Annotated in this window: 21 protein-coding genes and 2 pseudogenes; 15 read left to right on the forward strand and 8 right to left on the reverse strand. The window is 70.6% G+C overall.

Annotated features, from left to right (window positions below):
• Positions 1 to 218: 218 nt before the first annotated feature.
• From QE392_RS02100 to ppsA, 4 genes and pseudogenes are all read left to right on the forward strand, one after another.
• The gene (locus QE392_RS02100; protein ID WP_307447175.1) at positions 219 to 713 is read left to right on the forward strand and encodes an ureidoglycolate lyase; all 495 of its coding nucleotides are present in this window, start codon (positions 219 to 221) and stop codon (positions 711 to 713) included.
• The gene (locus QE392_RS02105; protein WP_307447178.1) at positions 710 to 2,164 is read left to right on the forward strand and encodes an FAD-dependent oxidoreductase; all 1,455 of its coding nucleotides are present in this window, start codon (positions 710 to 712) and stop codon (positions 2,162 to 2,164) included. Before QE392_RS02100 ends, QE392_RS02105 begins: the two co-directional genes overlap by 4 nt.
• Positions 2,165 to 2,456: 292 nt before the next feature.
• Positions 2,457 to 3,107 (forward strand): annotated as a pseudogene (locus QE392_RS02110) (kinase/pyrophosphorylase); the annotation flags it as partial.
• Positions 3,108 to 3,347: 240 nt separating this feature from the next.
• Positions 3,348 to 5,765 (forward strand): phosphoenolpyruvate synthase, encoded by a 2,418-nt coding sequence (gene ppsA, locus QE392_RS02120; RefSeq protein ID WP_307454001.1) that lies wholly within the window; start codon positions 3,348 to 3,350, stop codon positions 5,763 to 5,765.
• A 153-nt stretch (positions 5,766 to 5,918) separates the two neighbouring features.
• Here the strand turns inward: ppsA and QE392_RS02125 are convergent, their stop codons facing one another.
• Positions 5,919 to 6,359: a nuclear transport factor 2 family protein gene (locus QE392_RS02125; protein WP_307447180.1), complete on the reverse strand. Its 441-nt coding sequence runs from the start codon at positions 6,357 to 6,359 to the stop codon at positions 5,919 to 5,921.
• A gap of 76 nt (positions 6,360 to 6,435) precedes the next feature.
• A complete protein-coding gene (locus QE392_RS02130; protein WP_307447183.1) occupies positions 6,436 to 7,683 on the reverse strand; it encodes an MFS transporter in 1,248 nt (415 codons plus the stop codon).
• Positions 7,684 to 7,866: 183 nt separating this feature from the next.
• Between QE392_RS02130 and QE392_RS02135 the strand changes: the two genes are divergently transcribed.
• The 4 genes from QE392_RS02135 to QE392_RS02150 all read left to right on the forward strand — a co-directional run bounded on the left by QE392_RS02135 (position 7,867) and on the right by QE392_RS02150 (position 13,043).
• Positions 7,867 to 8,547 (forward strand): TetR/AcrR family transcriptional regulator, encoded by a 681-nt coding sequence (locus QE392_RS02135; protein ID WP_307447186.1) that lies wholly within the window; start codon positions 7,867 to 7,869, stop codon positions 8,545 to 8,547.
• A gap of 176 nt (positions 8,548 to 8,723) precedes the next feature.
• The gene (locus tag QE392_RS02140) at positions 8,724 to 10,670 is read left to right on the forward strand and encodes a beta-glucoside-specific PTS transporter subunit IIABC (RefSeq protein WP_307447189.1); all 1,947 of its coding nucleotides are present in this window, start codon (positions 8,724 to 8,726) and stop codon (positions 10,668 to 10,670) included.
• On the forward strand, positions 10,670 to 12,109 hold the full coding sequence (locus tag QE392_RS02145; protein WP_307447191.1) for a glycoside hydrolase family 1 protein: 1,440 nt from the start codon (positions 10,670 to 10,672) through the stop codon (positions 12,107 to 12,109). Before QE392_RS02140 ends, QE392_RS02145 begins: the two co-directional genes overlap by 1 nt.
• A gap of 82 nt (positions 12,110 to 12,191) precedes the next feature.
• Positions 12,192 to 13,043 carry a PRD domain-containing protein gene (locus QE392_RS02150; protein WP_307447193.1) on the forward strand — a complete coding sequence of 284 codons (852 nt, stop codon included), beginning with the start codon at positions 12,192 to 12,194 and terminating at the stop codon, positions 13,041 to 13,043.
• Between the two features lie 28 nt (positions 13,044 to 13,071).
• On the opposite strand, the gene QE392_RS02155 is transcribed toward QE392_RS02150, so the two are convergent.
• Both QE392_RS02155 and QE392_RS02160 read right to left on the reverse strand, forming a co-directional pair.
• Positions 13,072 to 13,515, reverse strand: a complete 444-nt coding sequence (locus tag QE392_RS02155) for a hypothetical protein (protein ID WP_307447199.1) — start codon at positions 13,513 to 13,515, stop codon at positions 13,072 to 13,074.
• Positions 13,516 to 13,781: 266 nt separating this feature from the next.
• Positions 13,782 to 14,297 (reverse strand): MarR family winged helix-turn-helix transcriptional regulator, encoded by a 516-nt coding sequence (locus QE392_RS02160; RefSeq protein WP_307447203.1) that lies wholly within the window; start codon positions 14,295 to 14,297, stop codon positions 13,782 to 13,784.
• Positions 14,298 to 14,401: 104 nt separating this feature from the next.
• On the opposite strand from QE392_RS02160, the gene QE392_RS02165 reads away from it, so the two are divergent.
• Entirely contained in the window at positions 14,402 to 16,048 is a 1,647-nt protein-coding gene (locus tag QE392_RS02165) for an MFS transporter (protein ID WP_307447207.1), read from the forward strand.
• Positions 16,049 to 16,275: 227 nt separating this feature from the next.
• Here the strand turns inward: QE392_RS02165 and QE392_RS02170 are convergent, their stop codons facing one another.
• The 3 genes from QE392_RS02170 to QE392_RS02180 all read right to left on the reverse strand — a co-directional run bounded on the left by QE392_RS02170 (position 16,276) and on the right by QE392_RS02180 (position 19,745).
• A complete protein-coding gene (locus QE392_RS02170) occupies positions 16,276 to 17,565 on the reverse strand; it encodes an amidase family protein (protein ID WP_307447209.1) in 1,290 nt (429 codons plus the stop codon).
• The gene (locus QE392_RS02175; RefSeq protein ID WP_307447211.1) at positions 17,562 to 18,995 is read right to left on the reverse strand and encodes an MFS transporter; all 1,434 of its coding nucleotides are present in this window, start codon (positions 18,993 to 18,995) and stop codon (positions 17,562 to 17,564) included. The genes QE392_RS02170 and QE392_RS02175 overlap by 4 nt, the downstream gene beginning before the upstream one ends.
• Before the next feature lie 72 nt (positions 18,996 to 19,067).
• Positions 19,068 to 19,745: a helix-turn-helix transcriptional regulator gene (locus QE392_RS02180; RefSeq protein ID WP_307447213.1), complete on the reverse strand. Its 678-nt coding sequence runs from the start codon at positions 19,743 to 19,745 to the stop codon at positions 19,068 to 19,070.
• A 221-nt stretch (positions 19,746 to 19,966) separates the two neighbouring features.
• On the opposite strand from QE392_RS02180, the gene QE392_RS02185 reads away from it, so the two are divergent.
• The 3 genes from QE392_RS02185 to QE392_RS02195 are packed head-to-tail and all read left to right on the forward strand — an operon-like array spanning position 19,967 to position 21,706.
• The gene (locus QE392_RS02185) at positions 19,967 to 20,614 is read left to right on the forward strand and encodes an NAD(P)-dependent oxidoreductase (protein WP_307447216.1); all 648 of its coding nucleotides are present in this window, start codon (positions 19,967 to 19,969) and stop codon (positions 20,612 to 20,614) included.
• A 25-nt stretch (positions 20,615 to 20,639) separates the two neighbouring features.
• A complete protein-coding gene (locus QE392_RS02190) occupies positions 20,640 to 21,014 on the forward strand; it encodes a winged helix-turn-helix transcriptional regulator (protein ID WP_307447219.1) in 375 nt (124 codons plus the stop codon).
• An 11-nt stretch (positions 21,015 to 21,025) separates the two neighbouring features.
• Positions 21,026 to 21,706, forward strand: a complete 681-nt coding sequence (locus QE392_RS02195; RefSeq protein ID WP_307447220.1) for a DsbA family protein — start codon at positions 21,026 to 21,028, stop codon at positions 21,704 to 21,706.
• Between the two features lie 79 nt (positions 21,707 to 21,785).
• Here QE392_RS02195 and QE392_RS02200 read toward each other — a convergent pair whose 3' ends face one another.
• Positions 21,786 to 22,943: an ROK family transcriptional regulator gene (locus tag QE392_RS02200; protein WP_307447223.1), complete on the reverse strand. Its 1,158-nt coding sequence runs from the start codon at positions 22,941 to 22,943 to the stop codon at positions 21,786 to 21,788.
• A 273-nt stretch (positions 22,944 to 23,216) separates the two neighbouring features.
• On the opposite strand from QE392_RS02200, the pseudogene QE392_RS17480 reads away from it, so the two are divergent.
• From QE392_RS17480 to QE392_RS02210, 3 genes and pseudogenes are all read left to right on the forward strand, one after another.
• Positions 23,217 to 23,642: pseudogene (locus QE392_RS17480) on the forward strand (amidase family protein); the annotation flags it as partial.
• On the forward strand, positions 23,563 to 24,492 hold the full coding sequence (locus QE392_RS02205) for an amidase family protein (protein ID WP_373426431.1): 930 nt from the start codon (positions 23,563 to 23,565) through the stop codon (positions 24,490 to 24,492). The pseudogene QE392_RS17480 and the gene QE392_RS02205, both read left to right, overlap by 80 nt.
• Positions 24,493 to 24,544: 52 nt before the next feature.
• A complete protein-coding gene (locus tag QE392_RS02210) occupies positions 24,545 to 26,062 on the forward strand; it encodes an ABC transporter substrate-binding protein (protein WP_307447229.1) in 1,518 nt (505 codons plus the stop codon).
• Positions 26,063 to 26,136: the final 74 nt, after the last annotated feature.

The raw sequence follows: 26,136 nt of genomic DNA on the forward strand, positions 1-26,136 counted from the left end.
GTGGCGCGGACGACCCAAGTCACCGGGGATGCGGCGGGCCGACGTCGGGTGCCCGCACGGAGCCCGCACCCGGCGGCGTCCGTACGCCCCACGTCAGCGGGAGGGGCGCGAGGGCACGGGTTTCAGGCACGTAAAGGGACGGTGACGATGTTCGCCCTGCTGGTCGAGAACTTGTTGGACAAGTGTACGCTCGCCTCACCCGACGAAAGCGAGCTGTCATGCCCGAGACACTCACCCCCCATCGCCTCACCTCGGAGATCGTCAGCCCGGAGGCGTTCGAACCCTATGGCGTAACGCTGACCCCGATGAAGGACGGCACCCCCTTCACCGCCGAAGAGGCCGTGCTCGACGTGTCGAACGGCATCCCGCGCTTCTACCTCATGCACCTCGAAGACAAGCCCGCGGAGTTCGTCCGCGTCACGCGGCACCTCGAGACGACGCAGACGCTCCTGTCGGTCGGCGACGTCGAGTGGACCATCGCGGTAGCCGCACCGGGCATCGACGAGCCCACACTCGACGACCTGCGCGCCTTCCGCATCCCCCCGCGCACCGCGATCACCCTGCGCAAGGGCACATGGCACGCGGGCCCCTTCTTCGCCGAGCCGAGCATGGACTTCGTCAACCTCGAACTCGACGACACCAACGTCATCGACCACCACAACCACCGCCTCGACGACGCCTACGGGGTGCGCGTCGTGATCGACGCGCAGTGAGCGTGCTCACCGCCCTTCCCGACGCCTCGTCGCGTCTCGCCGCCCTCGAGCGCGACGCGGCGCACCAGGCCGCCCTCAGCGCGGGCGACGGGCGCTCGTGGGTCGCCGCACGAGACGGCGTGCGGCCGGTCGTGATCGTCGGCGCGGGGCAGGCGGGGCTCGTCCTCGCCCGCGGGCTGCGGCGGCGGGGCATCGACGACGTCGTCGTGCTCGACGCCTCCCCCGCCGACGCCACCGGACCGTGGACCACCTACGCCCGCATGCACACGCTCCGCACACCGAAAGACATCGCCTGGCCCACCTGGGGCACCCCCGCCGTAAGCCCCCGGGCCTGGTTCGAGGCGGTGTACGGCACCGAGGCGTGGGAGCGGATCGAGTACTTCCCGACCACCGCGTGGCAGGGCTTCCTGCAGTGGTACCGGCAGGTGTCCGACATCACCGTCGTCCCGTCGACCCGTGTGACGCGGATGCTGACCACCACGGCAGACGGCCCGATCGAACTGCACCTCGACGGGCCCGACGGGCAGTGGCTGCTGCCCGCGCACCACGTGGTGCTGGCCACCGGCATCGAAGGGGCCGGAGGTCGCCACCTCCCCGCCCTCCTCGACGGTCTCCCCGCCGAACGGGTGCACCACACGCACGACGACATCGACTTCGACTCTCTCGCGGACCTGCGGATCGGCATCCTCGGCGCGGGGACGGGCGCTTTCGACAACGCCGCGACAGCCCTCGAACACGGCGCGGCGAGCGTCGACGTGCACATGCGCCGCCCCGCGATGCCGCAGGTGAGCCCCTACCGGTGGATGGAGTTCGCCGGCCTCATCGAGAACTACGGCTCCTTCGCCGACGCGCAGAAGTGGGCGTTCAACGTGCACCTGTCGGCGGTCGACCAGCCCGCGACGCAGAATGCCCTGTGGCGCGCGCACGCCTTCGACGGCTTCCGCTTCCTCACGTCGTCTCCGTGGGAGCGCGTCGAGTGGACGGGCACCGACATCGCGGTCACCACGCCGCACGGCATCCATCGTTACGACGTGGTGTTCGCGGCGACGGGGATCGTCGCCGATCTCGCGCGCCGACCCGAGCTCGCCGCGGTGGCACCGGATGCCGTGCTGTGGAGCGACCGGCTGACGCCCGAGGCCGTCGCACAGAACCCCGGTCTGGCCGCCTTCCCCTATCTCGACGACGACTTCGGTCTGGTCAGCCGGAGCGCGCCCGAGCGATCGGCACTGTCGCGCATCCACATGTTCAACCACGGCGCGCGCATCAGCCAGGGGATGCTGGGCCATCAGATCCCCGGGCTCGTCGGCGGCGCGACCAAGCTCGCCGCGGCGCTGTCACGGCGCCTGTTCGAGCGCGACAGCGACGCCCTGCTGGCGGAGTACCTCGCGTACGACGTGCCCGTCGGGGTGCACATCGGCCGCCGCGCGGCAGCGCCTCTTCCCGTGACCTGAGGAACACGACGCAGGAGTTCCGGGCTCCAGCCCCAGCGGCCTGCGGCCCGCGAGATCTCCCGCGTTGCGCCCGGCCGGGCTCCCTCGAGCCGACGAGCCCCGGACACTCGACGACCTCGTGCCGTGCAGGGCTGCCGTGGCCCCCGAGCCGGAGTCGCGCCCGCGCGAGCCTCCGGACCCGCGTCGGCGGTGGCGTCTGCGAGGTCGAGTCACTTAGCACACGGGAAAGAAACGCGCTTCTTTCGGTCATAGTGTTCTGAACGACCGGCCATCCTTGCCCTAGCGTCAACGCATGGTCTCGCCCTCCGGCGCTTCAGCCGCGCTCACGCCCGCCGTTCCCCCCGCCCCGCGGGCGGACGTGCGTGCGGTGTTCTTCGTGTCCGACAGCACCGGGATCACGGCCGAGACCCTGGGCAGCGCACTGCTCGCGAACTTCCCGGGCGCCCGCTTCGAGCGCCACACCGTGCCGTTCCTCGGCAGCGTCACCGCCGTGGACGCGGTGGTCGCCCGCCTCGAGCGCGCCACCGCGGCCGGCGCGGCCCCGATCGTCTTCGCGACGGTGAAGGATGCCGGCATCCGCGCCTGTCTCGCCGACGCCGCCGCGGTGGTCATCGACCTGCTGGCCGGCCACCTGACCGAGCTCGAGGCCGAGCTCGGCGCCACCGCCGAGACCCGCGCCGGGCAGTATCACGGGCTCGGCGACCTCGAGCAGTACTTCCGCCGCATGCGGGCCGTGGAGTTCGCGATCGAGCACGACGACGGCCAGAGCGGGCGCGACCTCGCCAGCGCCGACGTCATCATCGTCGCCCCCTCCCGCTGCGGCAAGACCCCGACCACGATGTACCTCGCGCTGCACTACGGGCTGCTCGTGGCGAACTACCCGCTCACCGACGACGACTTCCCCACCGAAGGACTGCCCCGCATCGTCGCCCCGCACGCCGACCGCTGCTTCGGGCTGACGACGACCGCCCTGCGCCTCAGCCAGGTGCGTCACGAAGCGTCGCCCCCACTCGACGTATTCCAGTCTCGCCCAGTGCACCCTCGAGATCCGCCGGGCCGAAGACCTCTACCGCCGCACCCACATCCCGTTCCTCAGCTCCGCGACCCGGAGCGTCGAGGAGATGTCCGCCGTGATCCTGCAGTCCATGAACCTGCGCGACCGACCCCACGAAAGGCCCACACCATGACCAACATCCTGCGCTTCGACGAGATCGGCATGAGCGACCTCGCCCAGGTCGGCGGCAAGAACGCCTCGCTCGGCGAGATGGTCTCGCACCTGGCATCCGCCGGCATCCGGGTTCCTCCCGGGTTCGCGACGACCTCCGATGCCTTCGGCCGCTTCCTCGCCGAGGGCGGACTCGACGACCGGATCCGCGCGGCGGTGGAGGGGATCGACGTCGACGACGTCGCCGCCCTGAGCCTGCTCGGCGGGCGGGTGCGGGCGTGGATCGAGGAGCAACCGTTCCCCGGCGACCTCGAGGCCGATATCCGCACGGCCTACGCCGAACTCGTCTCGGGTGAGAAGGATCCGGATGCCGTGACCTGGGCCGTCCGCTCCAGCGCCACCGCCGAGGACCTTCCCGACGCGTCCTTCGCGGGGCAGCAGGAGACCTTCCTCAACATCGGCGGGATCGAGAACATCCTGCAGGCCATCCGCCGCGTGTTCGCCTCGCTTTACAACGACCGCGCGATCGCGTACCGGGCGCACCACGGGTTCGATCACCACGAGGTGGCGCTGTCGGCGGGCGTGCAGCGCATGGTGCGCTCCGACGTGGGGGCGTCGGGCGTGATGTTCACCCTCGACACCGAGTCGGGCTTCGACGACGCCGTGTTCGTCACGAGCTCGTACGGCCTGGGCGAAGCGGTGGTGCAGGGAGCGGTCAACCCCGACGAGTTCTACGTCTACAAGCCGGGCCTGCGCGCCGGTCGCCCCGCCATCCTCAAACGCAGCGTCGGCGAGAAGGCCATCGCGATGCGGTACTCCGACGGGCAGCACGTCGACGGCAGCACGGCCTTCGTCGAAGTGGATGCCGACGACCGCACGCGCTTCTCGATCACCGACGCGGAGGTCGAGGAGCTCGGCCGCATCGCGCTGGTGATCGAGGAGCACTACGGCCGCCCGATGGACATCGAATGGGGCAAGGACGGCGTCGACGGGCAGCTCTACGTGCTGCAGGCCCGCCCCGAGACGGTCGTGTCGCGCCGGACGGCCAACGTGCTCAGCCGCTTCGTGCTCGCCGAGCGCAGCGCCGTGCTCGTCGAGGGGCGCGCGATCGGTCAGCGCATAGGCGCGGGACGCGTGCGCGTGCTCACCTCCCTCGATCAGATGCACGACTTCGCCCACGGCGACGTGCTCGTGGCCGACATGACCGACCCGGACTGGGAGCCGATCATGAAGCGCGCCTCGGCGATCGTCACCGACCGCGGCGGCCGCACCTGTCACGCCGCGATCATCGCGCGCGAGCTCGGCATCCCCGCCGTCGTCGGCACCGGTGTCGCCACGCACGCGCTGAAGGACGGGCAGGAGGTGACCGTCTCGTGCGCCGAGGGCGACGACGGCCTCGTGTACGACGGCATCCTGAGCTTCGCCGAGGAGCAGACGGAGCTCGACCGGATGCCGGCGGCCCCCGTGAAGATGATGATGAACGTCGGCACCCCCGACCAGGCCTTCGCCTTCTCGCGCCTGCCGCACGCGGGCGTGGGCCTCGCGCGGCTGGAGTTCATCATCAACCGGCAGATCGGCATCCACCCGCGCGCCCTGCTCGAGATCGACCGGCTCGACGGCGCCCTCGCCGACGACATCCGCGCACGTATCGCGGCCTACCCCTCGCCGCGGGAGTACTTCGTGCAGCGCGTGGCCGAGGGGGTCTCGATGATCGCCGCGGCCTTCGCGCCCGAGCCCGTGATCGTGCGGCTGTCGGATTTCAAGTCGAACGAATACGCCAACCTCGTCGGCGGGACGCTCTACGAGCCCGACGAGGAGAACCCGATGCTCGGCTACCGGGGCGCTGCGCGCTACGTCTCCCCCGAGTTCCGCGCCTGCTTCGACATGGAGTGCGAGGCGCTGCGGCGCGTGCGCGACGACATGGGCCTGACGAATGTGCAGATCATGGTGCCGTTCGTGCGCACGGTCGGCGAGGCGAAGGCGGTCATCGAGCTGCTCGCCGCCAACGGCCTGCGGCGCGGCGAGAACGGCCTGAAGGTCGTCATGATGTGCGAGCTGCCGGCCAACGCCATCCTCGCGGAGCGGTTCCTCGAGCACTTCGACGGCTTCTCGATCGGCTCGAACGACATGACGCAGCTGACCCTCGGCCTCGACCGCGACTCGGCGCTCATGGCCTCCGCCTTCGACGAGCGCGACCCCGCGGTGCTGCACCTGCTCGGGCTCGCGATCGATGCGTGCCGGCGCAACGGCAAATACGTCGGTATCTGCGGGCAGGGGCCCAGCGACCACCCCGACTTCGCGCAATGGCTCGTGGCCCGCGGCATCCAATCGCTCTCGCTCAACCCCGACACGGTCGTGGAGACCTGGCTCGCGCTCGCGGCGAACGATCGGCCCGCCGCCGAGATCCTGACGCAGGCGCACCTGTCGCGGCTCTGACAGCGGGCGGCGCGGCCGCGACGAGGGGTGACCCCGTCGTGGGCGCGCCGCCCGGGAACACGGCGGCTTCGGACGGCGACCGCCCGTCAGCGAGGCCCGCCCCGCCGAGGGCGGGACGGGCCTCGCGCGCACTCCGCGCTCGAGATTCCGTGGTCAGTGAGAAGGAACGTCTCCCTGCTGCCAGAGCGGAGTGAGGGTCACTCGCCGGAAGAGCCAGGTGTCGCCGTCGCGGACGATCTCGGCGTCGTATCGCGCGACCGCGATCCACGCGGCCTTCCCGGCCTCCTCGGGGTAGATGTGGGCCGCGTGGAGGTTGGCGGTCACGGTCATCCGTCCGCCGTCCTGCACGGCGAGCACATTCGTGATCATGTGGTGGGTGCAGGCGAACCGGCCGAGGTTCACCTCCGTCTCGGCCGCGAGCCGGTCGCGCGGGACGGGGTCGCCCCACGGCAGCCGGAGCTGACCGTCGGCGCTGTAGAGGCTCTGATACCCCTGCCAGTCCTTGCTGTCGAGCGCGTGCGCGAACTCGCTGAACCGGTGCCCGGCGATGACCGAGGCGATCTCGGCCTCGCTGAGCGACATGGACGCTGTCATTCGGTCTCCTTCTTCTTTTCGTGCTGGGGGGCCGCACCCGTCGGCAGCCGCCCGGACCCGGGGGTGGTCGCGACGGTCACCGGGCATCCCCCGTCAGGGGACGTTGACCGCGCAGGAAAGCGGCGACGAGGCCGCCGAGGACGATTCCGAAGACGCCGATGATCCCCACCGCTGCGGCGAGGGAGCCCGTGGCCGCGGCGAGCGCGGCGACCACGAGGGGGCAGATGAACTCGCCGAGGAAGAGCGAGGAAGTCCACACTCCGCTCGCCCGGCCACGCAGCTCGAAAGGGATGCCCGAGATCGCCCACGTGATGAGGGTCGGCAGCAGGAGCCCTCCGCCGAATCCGGCCACCACCGCACCGACCATCAGCAGGGGAACACCACCGGCGACCATGACGACGACGTACCCGATACCGGTCAGCCCCAACGACGCCGAGAGCAGGACGCGCACCCCCAGCCGCGCGAGCGGCTGGAAGAGGAACGAGCCGGCGGCCGTTGCGAGGGAGGCGAGGGCGGCGAGGCTCCCGAGGGTCGCCGTCGCCGTGACGCCACGCTCGGCGAGCAGGAACGACAGCTCGACGATGAGCGCGTAGAAGAGCACTCCTGCGGCGAACGACACGACGACCGGAAGGAGGAGGGGCCGCCACTGCATCGGCGCCAGACGCTCCGCCTTCTGCTCACGTCCGTCGTCGTTCTGCCGGATGGGCCAGATGACGACGATGGCGGCCACGGCGATGATCGCGCTGACCGCGTAGAGCCAGAACGGCGCGCGCCACCCGGAGGCGCCCAGCGCACCGCCGAGGGCGAGGAGGACCGTCGCGGCGATGGTGGTGACGGCGGCCTGCAGCCCGAGATAGCGGGCGCGCCGGGCCCCGAAGAAGTAGTCCGCGATGGATGCCGTGCAGCAGACCATGATGAACGCCTCGGCGACGCCGACCAGCGCGCGAGAAGCGAGGACGCCGATCAACGAGTCGAGCCAGAGGGGCGCCGTCCCCACGACGGCGTAGCCGAACAGGGCGACGACGAGCACGCGCTTGCGGCCCCAGCGATCTGCCAGGCTTCCCGCGAGGGGCGCCAACAGGGCGATGAACAGCGCCGGGACGGTCAGGGTCAGGGGGACCAGGACCGTCGAACCGGGCACGGCGGCGAACTCCGCGGCCATCGCGGGGAGGACCGGGGCGAGCAGGACGGCCCCCAGAACCGAGAGGCAACTCCCCGCCAGAAGCAGGGTGATCTCTCGGAACCCGGCGGGTCGTCCGGTGACCGGGTTGACGCGGGCTTGGTCGCGAACGAGGGCGGTGCTCTCGGTGGTGATGTTCGTCATCGAACTCTCCTGTACGGATCCGTGGACATGAGACCGGACGCATCGTCGGGACGGCGCGTCCGATGAATGCGAGCCAATGCTCACATGACTGCGGGTCAGAGGTCGATACTCCCGTCGACCGTCCGATCTATCGCGGTCATAAACGCGAGTGATCACTCACGTCGCAGCGGCTATCCTCGAGGGATGACGTCGGCACCGCGGGCGCACCCACGACCCCAGCAGGCCCGCAGCCGGCAGACGGAGCACCGGATCCTCGCCGCGGCGATACGCGTGCTGGGCGAGGCCGGCGCGGAAGGACTCACGACCAGCAGCGTGAGCGCCGCAGCAGGCGTCTCCGTGGGCAGCCTCTACCGCCGGTTCGGCGACAAGCAACGCCTGCTGCTGGCCACGCAGCGCGAGCTCCTCCGAGAGGTGGAGGGTCGACTCGTGGATTCGGTCGTGGAGATGGCGCCCGAGGTCGCCGAGGACCCGCGCGCCACCATCCGGTACATGACCATCGCGATGGGCCGGGGATTCCAGCTCAATCCCGACGCTCTGCGCGCGATCATGCTCGTGGGGCTGAGCGATGCGACCGTCTTCGAAGCCGGCCGCCATCTGAGCCTGCGCGCCCGCCGCCTGTTCGCCACCTCCGTGCTGCGTCATCGCGACGTCATCCGCCACCCGGACCCCGTCGCCGCCGTCGACTTCGCGTACCGCCTCGTGCACTCGTCGTGCGCTCACCGGCTCCTCGAGGGGGAGTTCCTGGACTCTCCCGCCCCGGACACCTGGGAGAGGATGCTCGACGAGCTCTCGACCGTGAACGTCGACTACCTCGTGGGGCGGGAATCCGAAGACAGGGCCGGAAGCCGAGATCTTTCCGTTTGACAGCGGCGCGACCGGGTGTAATGTGACCTCAGCATCTTCGTGATGCGAGCACTGGTATGTAACTCGTTTCGAGCGAGGCAAGGCCTGAGCTTCGACCAACACCGTTGGTCAGAGTTCGGGCCTTTTTTGTTGCCTTTTTTCCGCGAGTTCGATGACGAACGACAAGGAGTACGGTCATGGCCACCGTCAACTACTCGACCCTGGCGGGCGACGTCCTCACCGCCGTGGGCGGCGAAGACAACGTCGCGGGAGTCGTGCACTGCGCGACCCGCCTGCGCTTCACCCTGCGCGACCGCGCCCGCGCCGACAAGGATGCCGTCACCGCGCTGCCGGGCGTCATCACCGTCGTCGAGAACGGCGGGCAGTTCCAGGTCGTCGTGGGCAACAACGTCTCCAAGGTGTACGCGGGCCTGCCCGCGTCGCTCACCGACGGGGACCGCAACCCCGCCGCGGACGGGGGCGGGCAGAAGGCCGGCATCCTCTCGCGGGTGATCGACGTCGTCTCGGCGATCTTCGCGCCGATCCTCGGCGTGCTCGCGGCGACGGGCATCCTCAAGGGCCTGCTGATCATCCTCTCGACCACGGGCGTGCTGCCCTCGTCGTCGACGACGTACCAGGTGCTCTTCGCCACCGCCGACGCGTTCTTCGCGTTCCTGCCGATGCTGCTCGCCGTCACCACGGCCCGCAAGTTCGGCGCGAACGTCTTCACCGCGATGGCCGTCGCGGGCGCCCTGATCTACACGAACCTCGTCAACGTCACCTGGGTCATCGACGGCGAGCGCGTGCCGATGACGATGCTGGAGTACCTGCGCGCCGGCAACCCCGTCGACTTCCTCGGCATCCCGGTGCTGCTGCAGACCTACACCTCGTCGGTCGTGCCCATCATCCTGGCCGTCTGGCTGCTGTCGTACGTCGAGCGCCTGGCCAACCGGTTCATCCACGAGGCGGTGCGCAGCTTCATCACGCCGCTGATCAGCCTCGTGATCGTCGTCCCCGTGACGCTTCTCACCATCGGTCCCGCCGGCACCTGGGTCAGCGCCCTCATGGCCGACCTGATGACCGGCGCCTACCAGTTCTCGCCGATCGTGCTCGGCATCCTGATGGGTGGCCTGTGGCAGGTGCTCGTGATCTTCGGCGTGCACTGGGGCATCGTGCCGCTGTTCATCAACAACATCGCCAACACCGGCTTCGACTACATGAAGTCCGCCGCCTTCCCGGCCGTGCTCGCCCAGGCCGGTGCCGCGCTCGGCGTGACGCTGCGCCTGCGCGAGAAGAAGACGAAGGCCCTCGGCTTCTCGGCGACGCTCGCCGCCGTGTTCGGCGTGACCGAGCCGGCGATCTACGGCATCACCCTCCCGCGCAAGCGCGCGTTCCTCGTCGCGGGCATCTCGGGTGCCATCGGCGGCGCGATCGTGGGCGCGGGCGGCGTCAAGGTGTTCTCGACCGGAGCACCCGGCCTGCTGACCCTTCCGATCGGCATCGATCCCTCGGGCGACCCGACGAACTTCCTCTGGCTGATCGTCGGCACGATCGTGGCCTTCGTGCTCTCGGCCATCGGCACCTACTTCTTCGGGTTCAGCCGCGCCGACCTGGCGAAGGACCGCGCCGCCGCCGCGGCCGAGCGCGCCCCCGTCGAGGCGGCACCCGCTGGTGCGTCGCCCGCTGACGCGTCGCTCACCGTGCTCTCCCCCGCGCGCGGCGAGATCGTCGCCCTCTCCGAGGTGCCCGACAAGGCGTTCGCCTCGGGCGCGATGGGGCAGGGCTTCGCCGTGCGACCCGCCGACGGCGCCTTCGTCTCGCCCGCAGCCGGCGAGGTGGTCGTGGCGCAGGGCCACGCCTACGGCATCAAGACGGCCGACGGGGCCGAGCTGCTCGTGCACATCGGCATCGACACCGTCGGTCTCGACGGCGCTCCCTTCACCCCGCGCGTCGCGGTCGGCGACACCGTGGCGGCCGGGGCACCCCTGGTCGACGTCGACCTCGCGGCGATCCGCGCGGCGGGACTGGATGCCATCACCCCGGTCGTCGTGATCAACAGCACCGACTTCGGCGCGTTCGAGGTGCACGGCGTGGGTGCCGCCGCCGCGGGTGCACCGGCCCTCGTCGCGACGAAGGGGATCTGATGCAGTACCGCGAGCTCCCCGACTTCCCCGCCGACTTCTTCTGGGGCGGATCGACCTCGGCCTACCAGGTGGAAGGGGCCATCGACGAGGACGGCAAGGGCCCCTCGGTCATCGACGCGAACAACGTCGGCCGGGCCGACCGTACGGCCTACGCCGTGGCGAGCGACCACTACCACCGCTACGCCGAGGACATCGCCCTGATGGCCGAGATCGGCTTCCGGGCGTACCGCTTCTCGATCGCCTGGACGCGGATCATCCCCGACGGCGACGGCGAGATCAACCCGCTCGGCGTGGCGCACTACCACGCGGTCATCGACGAGCTGCTGGCCCGGGGCATCGAGCCGATCGTGACGATGTACCACTTCGACCTCCCGCAGGCGCTCGCAGAGAAGGGCGGGTGGTCGAACCGGGCGACCGCCGACGCGTTCGTGCGCTACGCGGAGGTGCTCTACCGCGAGTACGGCGACAAGGTGCGCTGGTGGCTCACGATCAACGAGCAGAACATGATGATCCTGCACGGCACCGCCCTCGGGGTGAGCACGGGCGACGCCGCCGACGCGAAGCGCGATCTGTACCAGCAGAACCACCACATGTTCCTCGCGCAGTCCCGGGCGATGGCGCTGTGCCACCGGATGCTGCCCGAGGCGAAGATCGGCCCGGCCCCCAACATCGCCTACGTCTACCCGGCCTCCAGCAAGCCGGACGACGTCGTCGCCGCCGACGACTGGAACGCGGTGCGCAACTGGCTCTACACCGATCTCGCCGTGCACGGCCGGTACAACTCGCTCGCGTGGGCGTACCTGGTCGAGCGCGGGTGGGAGCCGACGATCGAGCCGGGCGACCTGGAGGACCTGGCATCCGCTCGCCCCGACTTCGTGGCGTTCAACTACTACGCGACCCAGACCGTCGCGGCATCCACGGGCACGTCGGCGGACCTTGCGGCTCGCCCCGGCGACCAGCAGATGGTCCGTGGCGAGGTGGGGCTGTACCGCGCCACGCAGAACCCGAACCTGCCGACCAATGCGTTCGGGTGGGAGATCGACCCGGTCGGCTTCCGCACCACGTTCCGCGCCCTCTGGGACCGCTACCGCCTGCCCCTGCTGGTGACGGAGAACGGCCTCGGCGCGTTCGACACCCCCGAGGAGGACGGCTCGATCCAGGACGACTACCGCATCGACTACCTGCAGCGTCATCTCGAGCAGATGCGCCTGGCGATCGCCGACGGCGTCGAGGTGCTGGGGTACTGCCCCTGGTCGGCGATCGACCTCGTCTCCACCCACCAGGGGGCCGCGAAGCGCTACGGCTTCATCTACGTCGACCGCGGAGACGACGACCTGCGCACGCTCGCGCGCACCCGGAAGAAGTCGTCGTACTGGTACGCCGACGTCATCGCCACGCGCGGTCGCGCGCTGGAGTCGGCGGCCACCGCCGAAGCGTGACAATGGGGGGTGGGGCCCACCGGCACCACCCCCCACCGCGTCGCCCGCCCCGCGGCCCGCCGCGGCATCCAAGGAAGATGCAATGGAGATCATCCGGGTTCTGAACAACAACGCCGCCATCGTGCGCGGCGACGACGATGTCGAGATCGTCGTCCTCGGCAAGGGCATCGCTCACGGGAGGAAGCGCGGCGAGCGCCTCGACGACACCACCGTCATCGACCAGGTCTTCCGGCCCGACTCCCGGCATCCGGTCGAGCGGATCGCCGCCTACCTGTCGGACATCCCCCTCGACGTCGTGCGGTGCGCCGCCCTCGTCGCCGAGCGCGCCCACGACCGGTTGGGGATCCGCGTGTCGCAGGCGCTCATCCTCCCCCTCGCCGATCACCTGGCGTTCGCCATCGATCGGGTGCGCCAGGGGATCGAGATGGACTACCCCCTGCGCTGGGAGGTGTCGCAGCTGTATCCCCGCGAGGTGGCGGTCGGGCGAGAGGCGGTGGATCTCGCCGCCGCACGCCTGGGCGCCGTGCTGCCGGCCGACGAAGCGATCTCGTTCGCGCTGCATTTCGTCAACGCCGCGTTCGCGTCGGAGGGCATGGCCCCCACCATCCACATGACCGAACGCATCGGTCGGGTGCTGGAGGTGGTGTCGCAGTCGATGGGGGTGACCCTGGATGCCGAGTCGATGAACGTCGCGCGTTTCGTCACGCACCTGCGGTACCTCTTCGTGCGTCTGGACGCCGACGCGCTGTTCGACGACCCTTCCGCCGAGTTGCTCAGCGGCATCCGCGCCTCGCATCCCGCCGCCTACGCCTGCGCGCAGCGCGTGCGCTACCTGCTCGAGATGGGCGGGGCCCGCCTCACCGAGGACGAGGTGCTCTACCTGGCGCTGCACGTGGCGCGGGTCACCACGCGCGCCGAGACCCGCACGGAGTGAGGGAGGAGGGCGGCGCGAGACCTCCGGGTCAGGGGGTCGCGACGGTGACGTCGAAGCTCACGCGCTGGCCGTCGGCTCCCGCGATCCACGCCGAGGTCTTGCCCGGCTTCTGAGCGAAGAACGCCGCGTCGCCGGTCCCGTCGGATGCTTCGAACTGAACGATGCTTTCGTCGTCCGAGCCGCCCGTGCCCGGGAAGGTCCGTCCCTGAGGGGCCTCGAGCACGACCAGGAGCGCCTGACCCGGTTCCAGCGTCACCGCACCCGCGGCCAGCTGGCTGGGCGTGGCGATCAGGGGAGCCACGGGTGCGTCGATGACGTCGTCGGGTGCGGGGACGCCGTCGATGAAGGTGCTGTCGTTCGGCGCGACGGTGTTCTGCAGGGCGCTGACCGCCGTCCCGCCGATGAACCCCACACCGCCGACGAGGATGACGCCTGTGGCGATGGTCACCGCGGTGAGGGTTTTGATGTTCATGAGGAGAGGCCTTCCAGTGAGACCGCGGCCCGTTCCGGTGAACGGGCGATCATCGCGGCGTGCACTGTGCTCATGGCCGCGACCGTGCCGCGTCTTTCACGTCTCCCGACATTTTTTCTTCGACGCCTCGCGGCGAAGGCCTCGGCCGGCAGCGGGCCTCTCGATCCCGTGCACACGCGTGTGATGAATCGTTCCCCAGCGCGGACGACCTCTTCTGCGGCACGATGCGGGCTGCACCGGACCGGAAGACGCGGAGACGGGCCGGCTCAGTCGTGTCGCCCGGCGGACGCGTTCTCGCTCCCGGGGCCCTCCGAGATGTACTCGTCGGTGGCATCCCTCATCGCCATCAGCACCGCTGAGAACTCAGCGAGGAACGCGGGCGAGTGCCCGGCGAGCATCGTGTCGAGGCGCCGCCCGAGAGGCGCGAAGAACTCGTCGGCGAGCCGCTGGACCTCGGGTGTCGAGTGCAGTGTCACGACCCGCCGATCCGCCTGCGTGCGGCTGCGGGTTACATGGCCGACCGCTTCGAGCCGGTTCAGAAGGGTCGAGGTGGCACCGAAGCTGAGTCCGATCTGGTCGCTCAGTCTCGCCGGCGACAGCGGCGTGCCGCGCTCTTCGGCCCCGAGGATCTCGATCATCGCCGCCGCGTCCGTGGAGTGCAATCCCGCGTATGCGGCGAAGGCTCGAGCGACCTGCGAATACGTCGCACCGTAGGCGCGGAGTGCGTCCGTGACCGAGTGCGAAACCGGGTCCAGCGCCTGAGCGGCGTCGTCGTCACCCATGAAGCCCCCGTCCCGACGTCCTGCGATCGGACTTGCAGGTTATCACTTCATCAAGTTATTCTCCCGAGGAACCATTCTACGGTGAAACTATTTGAGGAGTGACAATGCCACGATCCGAGAACGCGCGCCGCTGGGTCGGCTTGATCGCCGTGGCTCTGGGGGTGGCCCTGATCGTCGTGGACACGACGATCGTCAACGTCATCACCCCCTCGGTGATCGACGACCTGGGCATCGACTCGAGCCAGGCGCAGTGGATCCAGGAGTCGTACGCGATCGTCTTCGCCGCGCTGTTGCTCGTCGTCGGTCGCATCTCCGACCTGTGGGGGGCGAAGACGGTATTCCTCGCCGGCGTCGTCGTCTTCGGTCTCACGAGCTTGCTCGCCGGTCTCGCCCCCACGGGCGAGATCCTCGTGCTCGCCCGCTTCCTGCAGGGCATCGGCGCCGCCGCCGTGCTGCCGACCTCGCTCGCCCTGCTCAACGCGATGTTCGTCGGCGCCGCGCGCGGCAAGGCGTTCGCCGTCTGGGGCTCGACGATCGGCGCCGCCACGGCGCTCGGCCCCGTCCTCGGCGGGTGGCTCTCCGAGCACGCGTCGTGGCGCTGGGCGTTCGGCATCAACATTCCGCTGACGATCGTGATCGTCGTCATCGGCGTGCTGTTCCTCCTCCAGCCCGCCCGCTCGCGTGGCGGCGTCGACGTCATCAGCGCCGCCCTCTCGGTCAGCGGTCTCGGACTGCTCGCGTTCGGGCTCGTCGAGGGTCGTGTCTACGGCTGGATCATGAGCGAGAACGCCTTCGAGGTCTTCGGCGTGCGCTGGGACTCCGGCCTGTCCCCCGCCTTCGTCGCGCTCGTCGCCTCGGCGCTGCTTCTGGCCTTGTTCGTATGGAGGCAGGCGCGGCTCAGCCGCCCGGGCAGCCGCCACCAGCCGCTCATGGACACGCGCCTGTTCTCGATCGCGTCCTTCCGCAACGGCAACGTGGCCACCCTGATCATCGGGCTCGGCGAGTTCGGCATCATCGCCGTGCTTCCCCTCTGGCTGCAGTTCACCCTCGGCTACTCGCCTCTGCAGGCGGGCCTCGCCCTCGTCCCGATCGCGATCGGCAGCTTCGTCGCCAGCGGCATCAGCTTCCCCCTCTCCAACCGCGTCAGCGCACTGGCCTTCGTGCGACTCGGGCTGGTGCTCGAGGTGCTCGGCCTCGCCGGCCTCGGTCTGGTCGCGGCTGTCACCGACGCCTCGTGGCTGCTCATCGCGGTCGTCCTCTTCTTCTACGGCGTGGGCGTCGGCTTCGCCACCGCGCAGGTCACCAATGTCGTCCTCGCCGACGTGCCCGCCGAAGAGGGCGGCCAGAGCTCCGGCATCCAGAGCACCTTCCGCCAGCTCGGCTCGGCGCTCGGGATCGCGGCGCTCACGACCGTCTTTTTCTCGACCTTGGGCGGGGGACTGCAGAACAGGCTCGAGGCCAGCGGGTATGCCCCTTCCGACGCGAAAGACTTCGCCGATGCCGTGACCGACAGCGCCGGCGCGGCCATCGAGCCGATCGGTCAGGTACCGGGCCTCGAGAACGTCGCCGACCTGGCGCGTCAGGCGATGACGGATGCCGTGGCCTTCGGCGCCGTCCTCGCCGCCGGGTTCTTGGTGGTCGGCGTCATCGCCACCTTCCTGATCCCCTCACGCCCGGCGGGCGTCGAGGCAGCGCGCGACGTCGAGCGGCAGGCCTCCTCGGCGACTGCCGCGACGGAGGTGGCGCGATGATGGCGCGCCGGCGCGTCCTCATCAGCGCGCCCTCGCACCTGCGGCGTTGGCCGTGAGGTGGCGCGCCGCGCGGAACCGGAGCGGCGATCCGAGTCCGGAACGGTTCGAGATGCGTGGGGCGCGCCCCACCGCGGCCGAAGCGCCCTCCCCGGCGCCGCGCGTGGCGCGGGTCGCCGCGCGCAGCGAGTGAGAGACGCCCGCGCGGGTCGTTCCCGCGCGGGCGGCTCTCATCGTCCGGCGCCGACCGTCGAGCGCGAGGACGCCGCCTCGAGGAGGACGCTCTGCAGCTGCGCGCAGAGGGTCAGGATGCGCGCGTCGTCGAAACGTCGGCCCTGCACGGTGACGCCGACGGGAACGTCCTCGGCGAGCGCCGGGATCGTGACCATCGGCGCGCCGAGGATCGTTCCGGGTCCCGTGTGCCGGGTGTAGAGCTCGAAGACCGAGATGTCGCGGTCGCGGTGCCGGGTGCTCGCGCCGCCGCCGGACGGCGGGGCCGGCGCCGGCGTGGTGGGGAAGACGAGTGCGTCGACACCGTCGCGGTCCATCGCGTCCGCCGCGAGCCGGCGCGCGTCGAGCACCAGCGACAGTGCCCGTGCGTACTCGTCGGCCGTCACCGGACGCTCGGCGATCGCGTCGAGGAACGCCGCGACATCGGCCGTCTCGACGCCCGACCGCAGCGCCGCGAACGCCTCGTCGGGCGCCAGATGCAGAGCCCGAGCGGCCGCCGAGGCGAGCTCGCGTGGAGCCTCCCAGCCCACGACGAGCGGTTCGGCGGGGCGGGTGCGCACGAGCACGTCCGAGAGGTCCACCTCCACGACATCGACGCCCGGTCGCCACGCGTCGAGCGTGCGGTGGAACGCCTGCTCGGTCCGCGCGTCGAGGTCGTGAAGGAACGCGGTCGGGATGCCGAGCCGCGGCCGCTCGACCGGGGGTGCCGCCGTGCTGCTGGTGACCCAGGAGTCGACGCGCGCGGCCTCCACGACCGTCGCGGCGAACACCCCCGGGGTGTCGCGGGTCCACGACAGGCCCACGATCCCCGCCGTGGGCCACCGCCCCGTGCTGGGGCGGAATCCCACGACACCGCAGTTGCTGGCCGGGATCGAGACCGACCCACCGGTGTCGGTGCCCAGCGCCAGCGGCACGAGCCCCGCGGCGACGGCGGCGGCGCTCCCGCCCGACGAGCCGCCGGCCGAGAGGTGCGGGGCCGACGGGACCCGCGCCGGGCCGTAGGCGGCGTTGTCCGAGGTCACCCCGAGGGCGAGCTCGTGCATGTTCGCCATGCCCATCACGACCGCCCCGTGGTGGCGGAGAGCCGCCACCACCGGGGCGTCGGCATCCTCCGCCGCCACGTCGAGGACGCGGCATCCGGCCGAGCGTCGCAGTCCGCGAACGGCGATGTTGGCCTTGACGGCCAGGGGGAACGCGTCCGAGCTCTCGAGCGACGCGAGGGATGCCTCGTCGGCCCGCTGCGTCCAGATGCCGTGGTCGTCGGACATCGCCGTTCGCGTCGACGTCATGCGGAGATCTCCTCCAGCGAGCGGTTACGGGTGCGGGGAGCGAGGAGGTTGACCAGCGCGCCGACGATGAGGAAGGCGATGAGCCCCAGCAGCGACCCGAGCAGCGGGAACTGCGAGAAGATGCCCACGAGCAGGAAGACGCCGAGCCCGCCGCCGACGTGACCGATGCTGTCGGCCAGGGCGTAGGCGGTCGTGCGGAAACGCGTCGGGAAGCTCTCGGCCGTGAGGGCGTACTGGGCCGGAACCCAGATGTTCTGGCCGAAGAACACCACGATGGCGCCGAGGAAGGTCGCCGCGGTCGCCCCGCCGCCGCCCACCACGACCAGCGCGCCGACGACGGTGATCGCACCGCCGATGAGCATCCACCACTTGCGCTCGACACGATCGACCACCGAGCGGGCGACGATCGCCGCCAGGATGAAGCCGGTCAGTCCCACGGCGCTGACGATGCCGGCCTCCGCCGGGGCGTATCCCTGCCGCACGAGCACCGAGGTGAAGGCTCCGGCGAAGGCGTAGAGGGTGATGTAGCCCAGCAGCCACGCCATGCCGATGACGAGCAGACGCCGCAGGTAGACGCGCGAGGTCAGCAGCTCGCGCACGGCCGAGAACGTCCCGCCGACGGTGACCTCGGTCGTGTCGCTGTCGCCCTCCGAGGCGGGCAGGAGCGCGTGCCGGCGGGTGGCGAGCTTCTCCATGCGCTCGACGACGACGGCCGCCTCGTCGTCGCGTCCGCGGCTGGCCAGCCAGCGAGGCGACTCGGGCAGGGCGATGCGCAGGACGATCGAGAACGCCGCCAGGATCGCACCGACCGCGTAGACCCAGCGCCACCCGGCGGTGAAGGTGTCGGATGCCAGGGCGAAGGGCAGACCCTGCGGCCACGGCGTCATGGGGGTGGTGAGGAACAGACCCAGCCAGATGCCGAGCGCAGCCCCCAGGGCCGCCATGAAGAACAGCACGCTCGTGTAGCGACCGCGCATGCGCCGCGGGGCGATCTCGCTGACGTACACGTTGATGATGGCGAGGTCGGCACCGATTCCGATGCCGGTGATCAGGCGCGAGAGGCTGAAGCTCGTGGCATCCCCCGCGAAGGTCGAGAAGAGCGAGCCGAGTCCCGTGATCACCATGGCGATGATGAGCAGGCGGTGGCGTCCGAAGCGGTCGGACATCGGCCCCAGGATGAGAGCCCCGATGCCATAGCCGACGAGGCTGAGGAAGATGGGCAGGCCGATGAACTGGTCGGCGGTGGCCGGGGTGCAGCCGCCGATGATCTGGGCGCACGTCTGCACGAACGAGACGTTGATGTTGAAGACGTCGTACTGGACGAAGAGCATGCCCAGGCCGATGGTGAGGACGGAGATCGCGCTCAATCCCCACCGGGGGAAGCGATCGAGTCGGGACAGGGGCGAGACCCCCGTGCGCAATGTGGACATTTCTCTCCCGGAATGCTGGAACGGTTGCGTGCGACCCAGCATTCTCGACGCGTCAGCGCGCCGACATCGTCATTAATGACGAGGGGCGCGGGCCGCCATCGCGAGCGAGGTGCGGTTCTGGGTTCCGGTCTTGGCGAACGCCTGGGCGAGGTGGGTGCGCAGGGTCGGCAGCGAGATGCCCAGCCGGTCGCAGATCGCCCGGTCGGTCAGTCCCTCGCCCACCAACGTCGCGATCTCCCTCTGCCGCGGCGTGAGGGCGGAGGTCGCCAGCGGTTCCGTGCTCCAGAGCCGGTGCATGAGGTCGCCGATCGCCTGGAGCTTGCGGACGTCGTCGGGGGTGAAGGCGCCGCGCCGCTGCGAGCGCCACACCCGCAGGTCGATGGATCCGACCACGGGATGGGGGGCGAAGTAGTTCATGCCGTGGAACATGCCGGAGCGGAACAGGAAGTCGCGGACGAACTCGTCACGGGTGTCCCGCTGCGGGCTGATGGCAGATGCCCCGCGGACTTCGAGGAACCGAGGGGTCATCGTGTCGATGTGCCGGAAGCGCGCGTCGTACGCGCGGAGGTTCTCGTCGTCGAACTGCACCCCCACGGGGTCGGCGTACGGACCGGCCGACGTCCACCGGTACGACACGAACGTGTCTCCCGCCACGGCCCTCAGCAGCTGGCGCCCCAGTCGCCGGCGCCGCTCGGGCAGGGGCGCGTCGGCGGTGAGGGTCTCCATGATCTTCCACGACACGTGGCTCACGGCATCCTCCTGTCGCGCAACGTCGCGCCGACCCTATGGGCGTCATCGACCGCCTGTGTTTCACAGATGTGAAATGTGCTCGACGGCAGTGGACGGGGCGTCGTCGCGCCCGTCTGGTCGGTGACGATACCGCGTCGGGCGGCCCGACGCGCCGTGCCGCGCACCGTCGCCGTCATCTGTGCTATCTTTTGGGTACTAACTCCCCTAAAGATAGGAACATCATGGCAAAGGTCGTCGTCTTCGGCTCCACCGGCTACGCGGGCAGCAACATCGCCGCGGAGCTCACCCACCGCGGCCACGAGGTCGTCGGGGTCTCGCGCTCGGGCGGCGAGACCGCCGAGGGCGCGGCATCCGTGGCCGGGTCGATCTTCGACGAGGCGTTCGTGCGCGAGGTCACGGCCGACGCGCAGCACATCGTCGTCGCCCTGCCCGCGACCGCGCGTCAGGAGGGCGAGCCGAACCTGATCGCCGCCCTGCCCGCGGTCGTTTCCGCCGCGCTGGCGGCGGGAGCGCGCCTCGGCGTCGTGGGCGGCGCCGGTTCGCTCGCCGTCGCCGAAGGCGGCCCGCGCCTGGTCGACACCGACGAGTTCCCCGCCGCCTTCGTGCCCGAGGCCCTCGCGCACGGCGAGATCCTTGACGCGCTGCGCGGCAGCGACGCCGCCCTCGACTGGTTCTACCTCAGCCCCGCCGCCACCTTCGGCTCGTGGAACCCCGGCCAGCGCACCGGAACCTTCCGCCTCGGCGGCGACGTGCTGCTGGCGGATGCCGAGGGCACCTCGGCGATCTCGGGCGCCGACTACGCCATCGCCTTCGCCGACGAGATCGAGCAGCACGCTCACCCCCGCGCGCGCTTCTCTGTGGCTTACTGAATCCCGACCGATCGAGAGGACGCCCATGGACGAGGTACTCGGCTTCGACCCGTACAACCCCGACTGCCCCAGCCGGCAGCTGGTGGACCGGATCGGCGACCGCTGGACGATTCTCGTCATCGGCGTCCTCTCGGACGGACCCGCGCGCCACGGCGATCTCGCACGACGAGTCGCCGGCATCTCCCCCAAGATGCTCTCCCAGACCTTGAAGGGTCTCGAACGCGACGGTCTGCTCACCCGCACCGTCCAACCCACGAGCCCGCCCCACGCGATCTACGAGCTCACCGACCGCGGTGCGAGCCTCGGCCCTCTGCTGCTCGCCGTCGAGAACTGGGCACGCGCCCACATGCAAGACGTGCTCGACGCGCGTCACGCGTTCGACGAAGCCGCCCCCCGATGACAGGACACCCCATGCACGACCTCCTCTACGTCTTCGACGCCTACTGCGGCTGGTGCTACGGCATGGCGCCGGCCCTGCACGAGCTGGCCGCCGATGACGACATCCGGATCACCGTGGTCCACGGCGCTCTGTTCTCGGGCGCGAACTCCGCCCCGATCGGGCGCTTCGGGCACATCCCCGACGCGAACGCCCGCATCGCCGAACTGACCGGGGTCGCCTTCGGCCCCGACTACGAGCGCCTCCTGAGCGAGGGCCGCACGCTGCTGGACTCGGATGCCGCGGCCCGCGGTCTCGCCGCCCTGCGCGCGAGCGCGAGCGATGACCGCGCGCTCGAGATGGCGGCGGCCATGCAGGCGGCGTTCTACCGTGACGGTCGCAGCCTCTCGGATGCCGAGACCTACGCCGCCATCGCGGACGACCACGGACTCGACGCCGACGCCGTGCGGCAGCAGCTCGACGACGACGTGATCGCCGGGCAGGCCCGACGGGACCAGGACTGGCTCGCCGATCTCGGCGTCCACAGCTACCCGATGCTGCTGCTGCGGCGCGGTGACGAGCTCGTGCAGATCGGGAGCCCCACCGCGTCGGCCGCGCAACTGCGGGCGCAGATCGCCGCCGCGGCGCGGGTCGTGACGGCACCGCGCGAGGCCACCGCGGGGCTCGCCTGCAGCCCCGACGGGTGCGCCGACTGAACGCGCGCCTCACCATGGCCTGAGCCGCGTCGTCGCTGATCCCGGGGCGGCCGGGTGCGCATCGTGCGGCGCGTGGGACTCAGAGCAGTCCCGCCCCCGCGAGGATCGATGTGTGCTTCAGGTCGGAGGCGACGACCGTCATCCCCGCCGTGATGCCGGGGTGGGTGTGCTGCGTGATGCTGCGGACGAGGCTCTGCGTCACCGCGTCGTCGCCCACCTCGGTCAGGGTGTCGTTGATGATCACGGCGTCGGGGTCGAAGACGTTGGCGACGCTGCCGACGGCACGGCCGATCTGCCAGCCGATGTCGGCGAACAGACGCCGCACGGCAGGGTCGCCCTGCGCCGACGCGGTCGACAGTTCCTCGTACGCCTCCGCGTTCATGTCGACCCCGCGCGCCTGGAGGAACAGCCGGAGCTGGTTCGCCGTCTCGGCGGCGAGGCATCCACGTTGCCCGCAGGGACAGATGACGCCGTCGGCGTGAACGCTGACGTGACTGATCTCACCGGCGAAGCCGCGCGCCCCCTCGAACACGCGACCCTCGACGACGATGCCGGAGCCGATCCCCTCGTGACCGATCCCGAGGACGATGAAGTTCTTCCTCCCGCGCCCCGCCCCGAGGCGGAGTTCCGCGAGGGTCGCCAGCGTCGCCCCGTTGGCGATGGTGACGGGGAGCCCGAGCGCCGACGAGAACTCGTCGACGGTCGCACCGTCGGTCCAGCTCGGCATGAGCGCGCGCGCACCGGCCGGATCGACGAGCTGACGCTCGTAGTCCACCATCGTCGGAAGCCCGAGAACCGCGCGCGCCGGGTGGCGCCCCTCGTCGCGATCGAGTGAACGTGCGAGCGCGACGAGGGTGCCCACCGTCTGCGAGCGACCCCGCGCAATATCGGCATTCGCTTCGGCGACGGACAGGATCGCTCCCGCGGAGTCGACCAGCGCAACCCGGAGTCTGTCGGGGGAGATGTCGGCGGCGAGCGTGACCTCTTGTCGCACCGGGAGGCGCAACACCCGCGCGGGGCGGCCCACCCCGCGGTCGGGTCCGCGGTCGGCGTCGGCTTCGTCGACGAGCCCGGCCTGCTTCATGTCGTCGACGATGCCGCCGAGCGCACGACGGGAGAGCCCCGTCACCTCCGCCAGTACGGTCCGACTCGCCTCGCCGCTCTGACGCAGGTGTTCCAGGATGCGCGCGCGGACGTACTGCTGGAACGCCGAGACGGCGGACTGATCGGAAGACACCTCAGCACTCTACTCGGGCGGAGCAATTAATGTCATTCGCTTCGCAAAATTATGTACGCCGTCGCCTGCGCGACGTTCGAAGTTTCGGGTAATAGCGGGGATCATGCCCGCCGCGCCCCGTTATATTTCCGGCATGTTGAGGACCTATTACGTTTCACGTGGTCCTTAATTACGTGACGCAGCGGTCTGTTTAGATCCTCTCAGTTCCCAAATTCGCAAAGGACTGTTGTGATCTCTCTCCCCACCCTCGGCCGACCGGGCGTCGATGACCCCGTGCTGGCGCGCATCCGCTCCCTCGACACCGCGCCGACGGGCTTCGGCGCGGTCGCGACGGTCGACGAGCAGTGGAAGACGCGCGCGTCGGCGACCTCGACCTCGGTGCGGGAGGGGATGACCGTCCTGGTGAAGGACAGCATCGACGTGGCGGGCCTGCCGACCACCGCGGGGTCCCGCGCGCTCGCCGAGTCCGTTCCGGACCAGGATGCCGAGATCGTCGCGAACCTCCGTCGAGCCGGCGCCGGCATCGTCGGCAAGACCAACCTGCAGGAGCTCTGCGGTTGGGTCACCTTCGCCGCCCCGGGCGGGTACAGCGCACGGGGAGGATCGCCCCGCAACCCCCGTGGGCACCGCTTCCCGACGGGCGGATCGAGCTCGGGATCGGCCGCGGCCGCGGCTGCCGGCCTCGTGGACGCCACGATCGGCACCGACACCGGCGGGGTCGATCCTCGTTCCGGCGGCGAACTGCGGCGTCTACGGTCTGCGTCCCACCGTCGGGCTGTTGTCGCGGCGCGGAGCACTGCCGATCACCCTCGCACAGGACACCCCGGGTCCGCTGGCGCTGCGCGTCGCCCACCTCGCGGCCGCACTCGGCGGCATGCGCCCCGACAGTCATCGCCGGTACCTCGACGCCCTCCGCACCGACCGCCTCGCCGGCGCGCGCATCGCCCTCTGCCTCGCCGGCCCCGAGGCGGACGCGCAGAGCGCGTGGGCCGACGCGGTGGCGACGCTGGTGAACGCGGGAGCCGACCTGCGACCCGCCACCACGGCGATCCCCGTCGACGGGCCCAGCGACCTCCTCGTGCCGGCGTTCGACTTCCGCGACTCGGTCGGCGACTACTTCGACGCCCTCCCCGCCGGCTCCCCCGTCCGCGACTTCGACGCGCTCTACGCGCACTACCGCGACGCGACGCCCCACGAGCAGCCCTACGGCATCGACAACATCGAGGCCTCCGCACGGGTGGACCTGAGCGCCGACCGCGCCTTGCGCAACCGACTCCGCGCCGACGAGCACGACGCGGCACGGCGCGTGCTCGACCACCTCCGCGAGGTCGACGGCGTCGACGCCGTGCTGTTCCCCGGTCCGCTCGCGACATTCCTCGCCAGTAAGTCCGGCCACCCCGCCCTGGCATTGCCCGCCGGCACGCTGCCGGGTGGCCGCCCCTTTGCCCTCAGCCTGCTCGCCACCCGCCCCGACGACGAGCAGTACCTGCTCGATCTCGCCGCCGCGTGGGAGCACCTGAACGGCCCCACTCCGTCCGCCTGTCCCTGACCCACCCCACCTCGACGCGTTCGCGCATCACCCACCCGAAGGAGCTCCTCCCATGCCACGCCCTCTCCGCGTGACGGCGGCCATCGCCCTCTCGCTCTCCGTCACCGCCGCCCTCGCGGGCTGCGCCGGGTCGTCGTCGGCCTCCTCGACCGACGAGCTCGACATCGCCACGACCGTCAGCGCGGTGAGCTTCGACCCGTACCTGGCCGACTCCGGTCCCTCGATCTGGATCCTGCAGCCCGCGTACGAGACGCTCATCACGAAGAACGTCGACGGCACCTACACGCCCGGCCTCGCCTCGGCGTACGAGTACCTCTCCCCCACCAGCTTCCAGCTCACCGTGCGCGACGGCGTGACCTTCTCCGACGGCACCGCCCTGGACGCGGCCGGCGTGGTGGCGAACCTCGAGCGCGTCAAGACCGTCTCGGGTCCCGCGATCGGCAACGCGGCGGCGATCGACACGATCACCGCGACGGACGCCAAGACCGTCCTCATCACGCTGTCGGCGCCCTTCCCCGCGATGGAAGACCTCCTGTCGCACAACGTGGGCATGATGGTCAGCCCGGCCGACCTCAGCAGCCCGGACCTCGCCACCGAGCCGGCGGGCACCGGCCCGTACGTGCTCGACACCGACGCCACCGTGTCGGGTGACCACTGGCGCTTCGTCCGCAACGCGGACTACTGGGGCGATGCCTCGGCCTTCTCGTACGACGCGTTGGAGTACAAGTACTTCACCGACCCGTCGTCGACGCTGAACGCGGTGCGCGCGGGCACGATGGACATCGCCCTCGGCAACACGACGACGGCCGAGGCGGCGAAGTCGGCGGGGCTGCAGATCGTCACGCAGGCCACCGACACCTGGGGACTCGTCCTCGGCGACCGCGCCGGCACCAATCAGCCGGCTCTCGGCGACGTCCGCGTGCGCCAGGCCCTGAACTACGCGATCGACCGCGACGCGATCACGAAGGCGGTCGTCGGCGAGTACGGCAGCCCCGCGCACCAGTACTTCGGAACCCAGACCACCGGCAACGTCCCGGCTCTCGACGACGCCTACCCGTTCGACCCCGAGAAGGCGAAGGAACTGCTGGCCGACGCCGGGTACGCGAACGGCTTCACGTTCGCCGTCACCGCGGTCCCCGGCATCCACGACGCCATGGTCCAGGCCATCCAGGGGTACCTCGCCGAGGTCGGGGTGACGATGACCATCGACCAGGACGGCGACTTCTTCGCCAACGTGCAGGCCGCGAAAGACCCCGCGTACGCCCTGACGTACACCCAGGGTGACATGTACACGACGCTGGCCCCCATCGTCACCCCGACGGGCGTGCTCAACCCCTACAAGTCGTCGGACGAGCGGATCAACAGCCTGTACGCCCAGGCCGCCGCGTCGAGCGACCCCGCCGAGCAGACGTCGCTGTACCAGCAGATCGCCCAGATCGTCTCGGACGACGCGTGGTTCCTGCCGGTGTACTACGCCGACGTGATCGTCTACGCCTCGAAGAACGTCGAGGTGAAGCTGTGGCCCGGCGAGGGCTACCCCTGGATCTACGCCTGGTCGCCGATCTCCTGATGCCCCGCGGTCGGGGGCGGGGCCGCGAGCCCCGTCCCCGACCCCCACCCCCGCGTTCCTCCTCCGGAAGGAGA

Source organism: Microbacterium proteolyticum (genome assembly GCF_030818075.1).
GTDB classification, from domain to species: Bacteria; Actinomycetota; Actinomycetes; order Actinomycetales; family Microbacteriaceae; genus Microbacterium; species Microbacterium proteolyticum_A.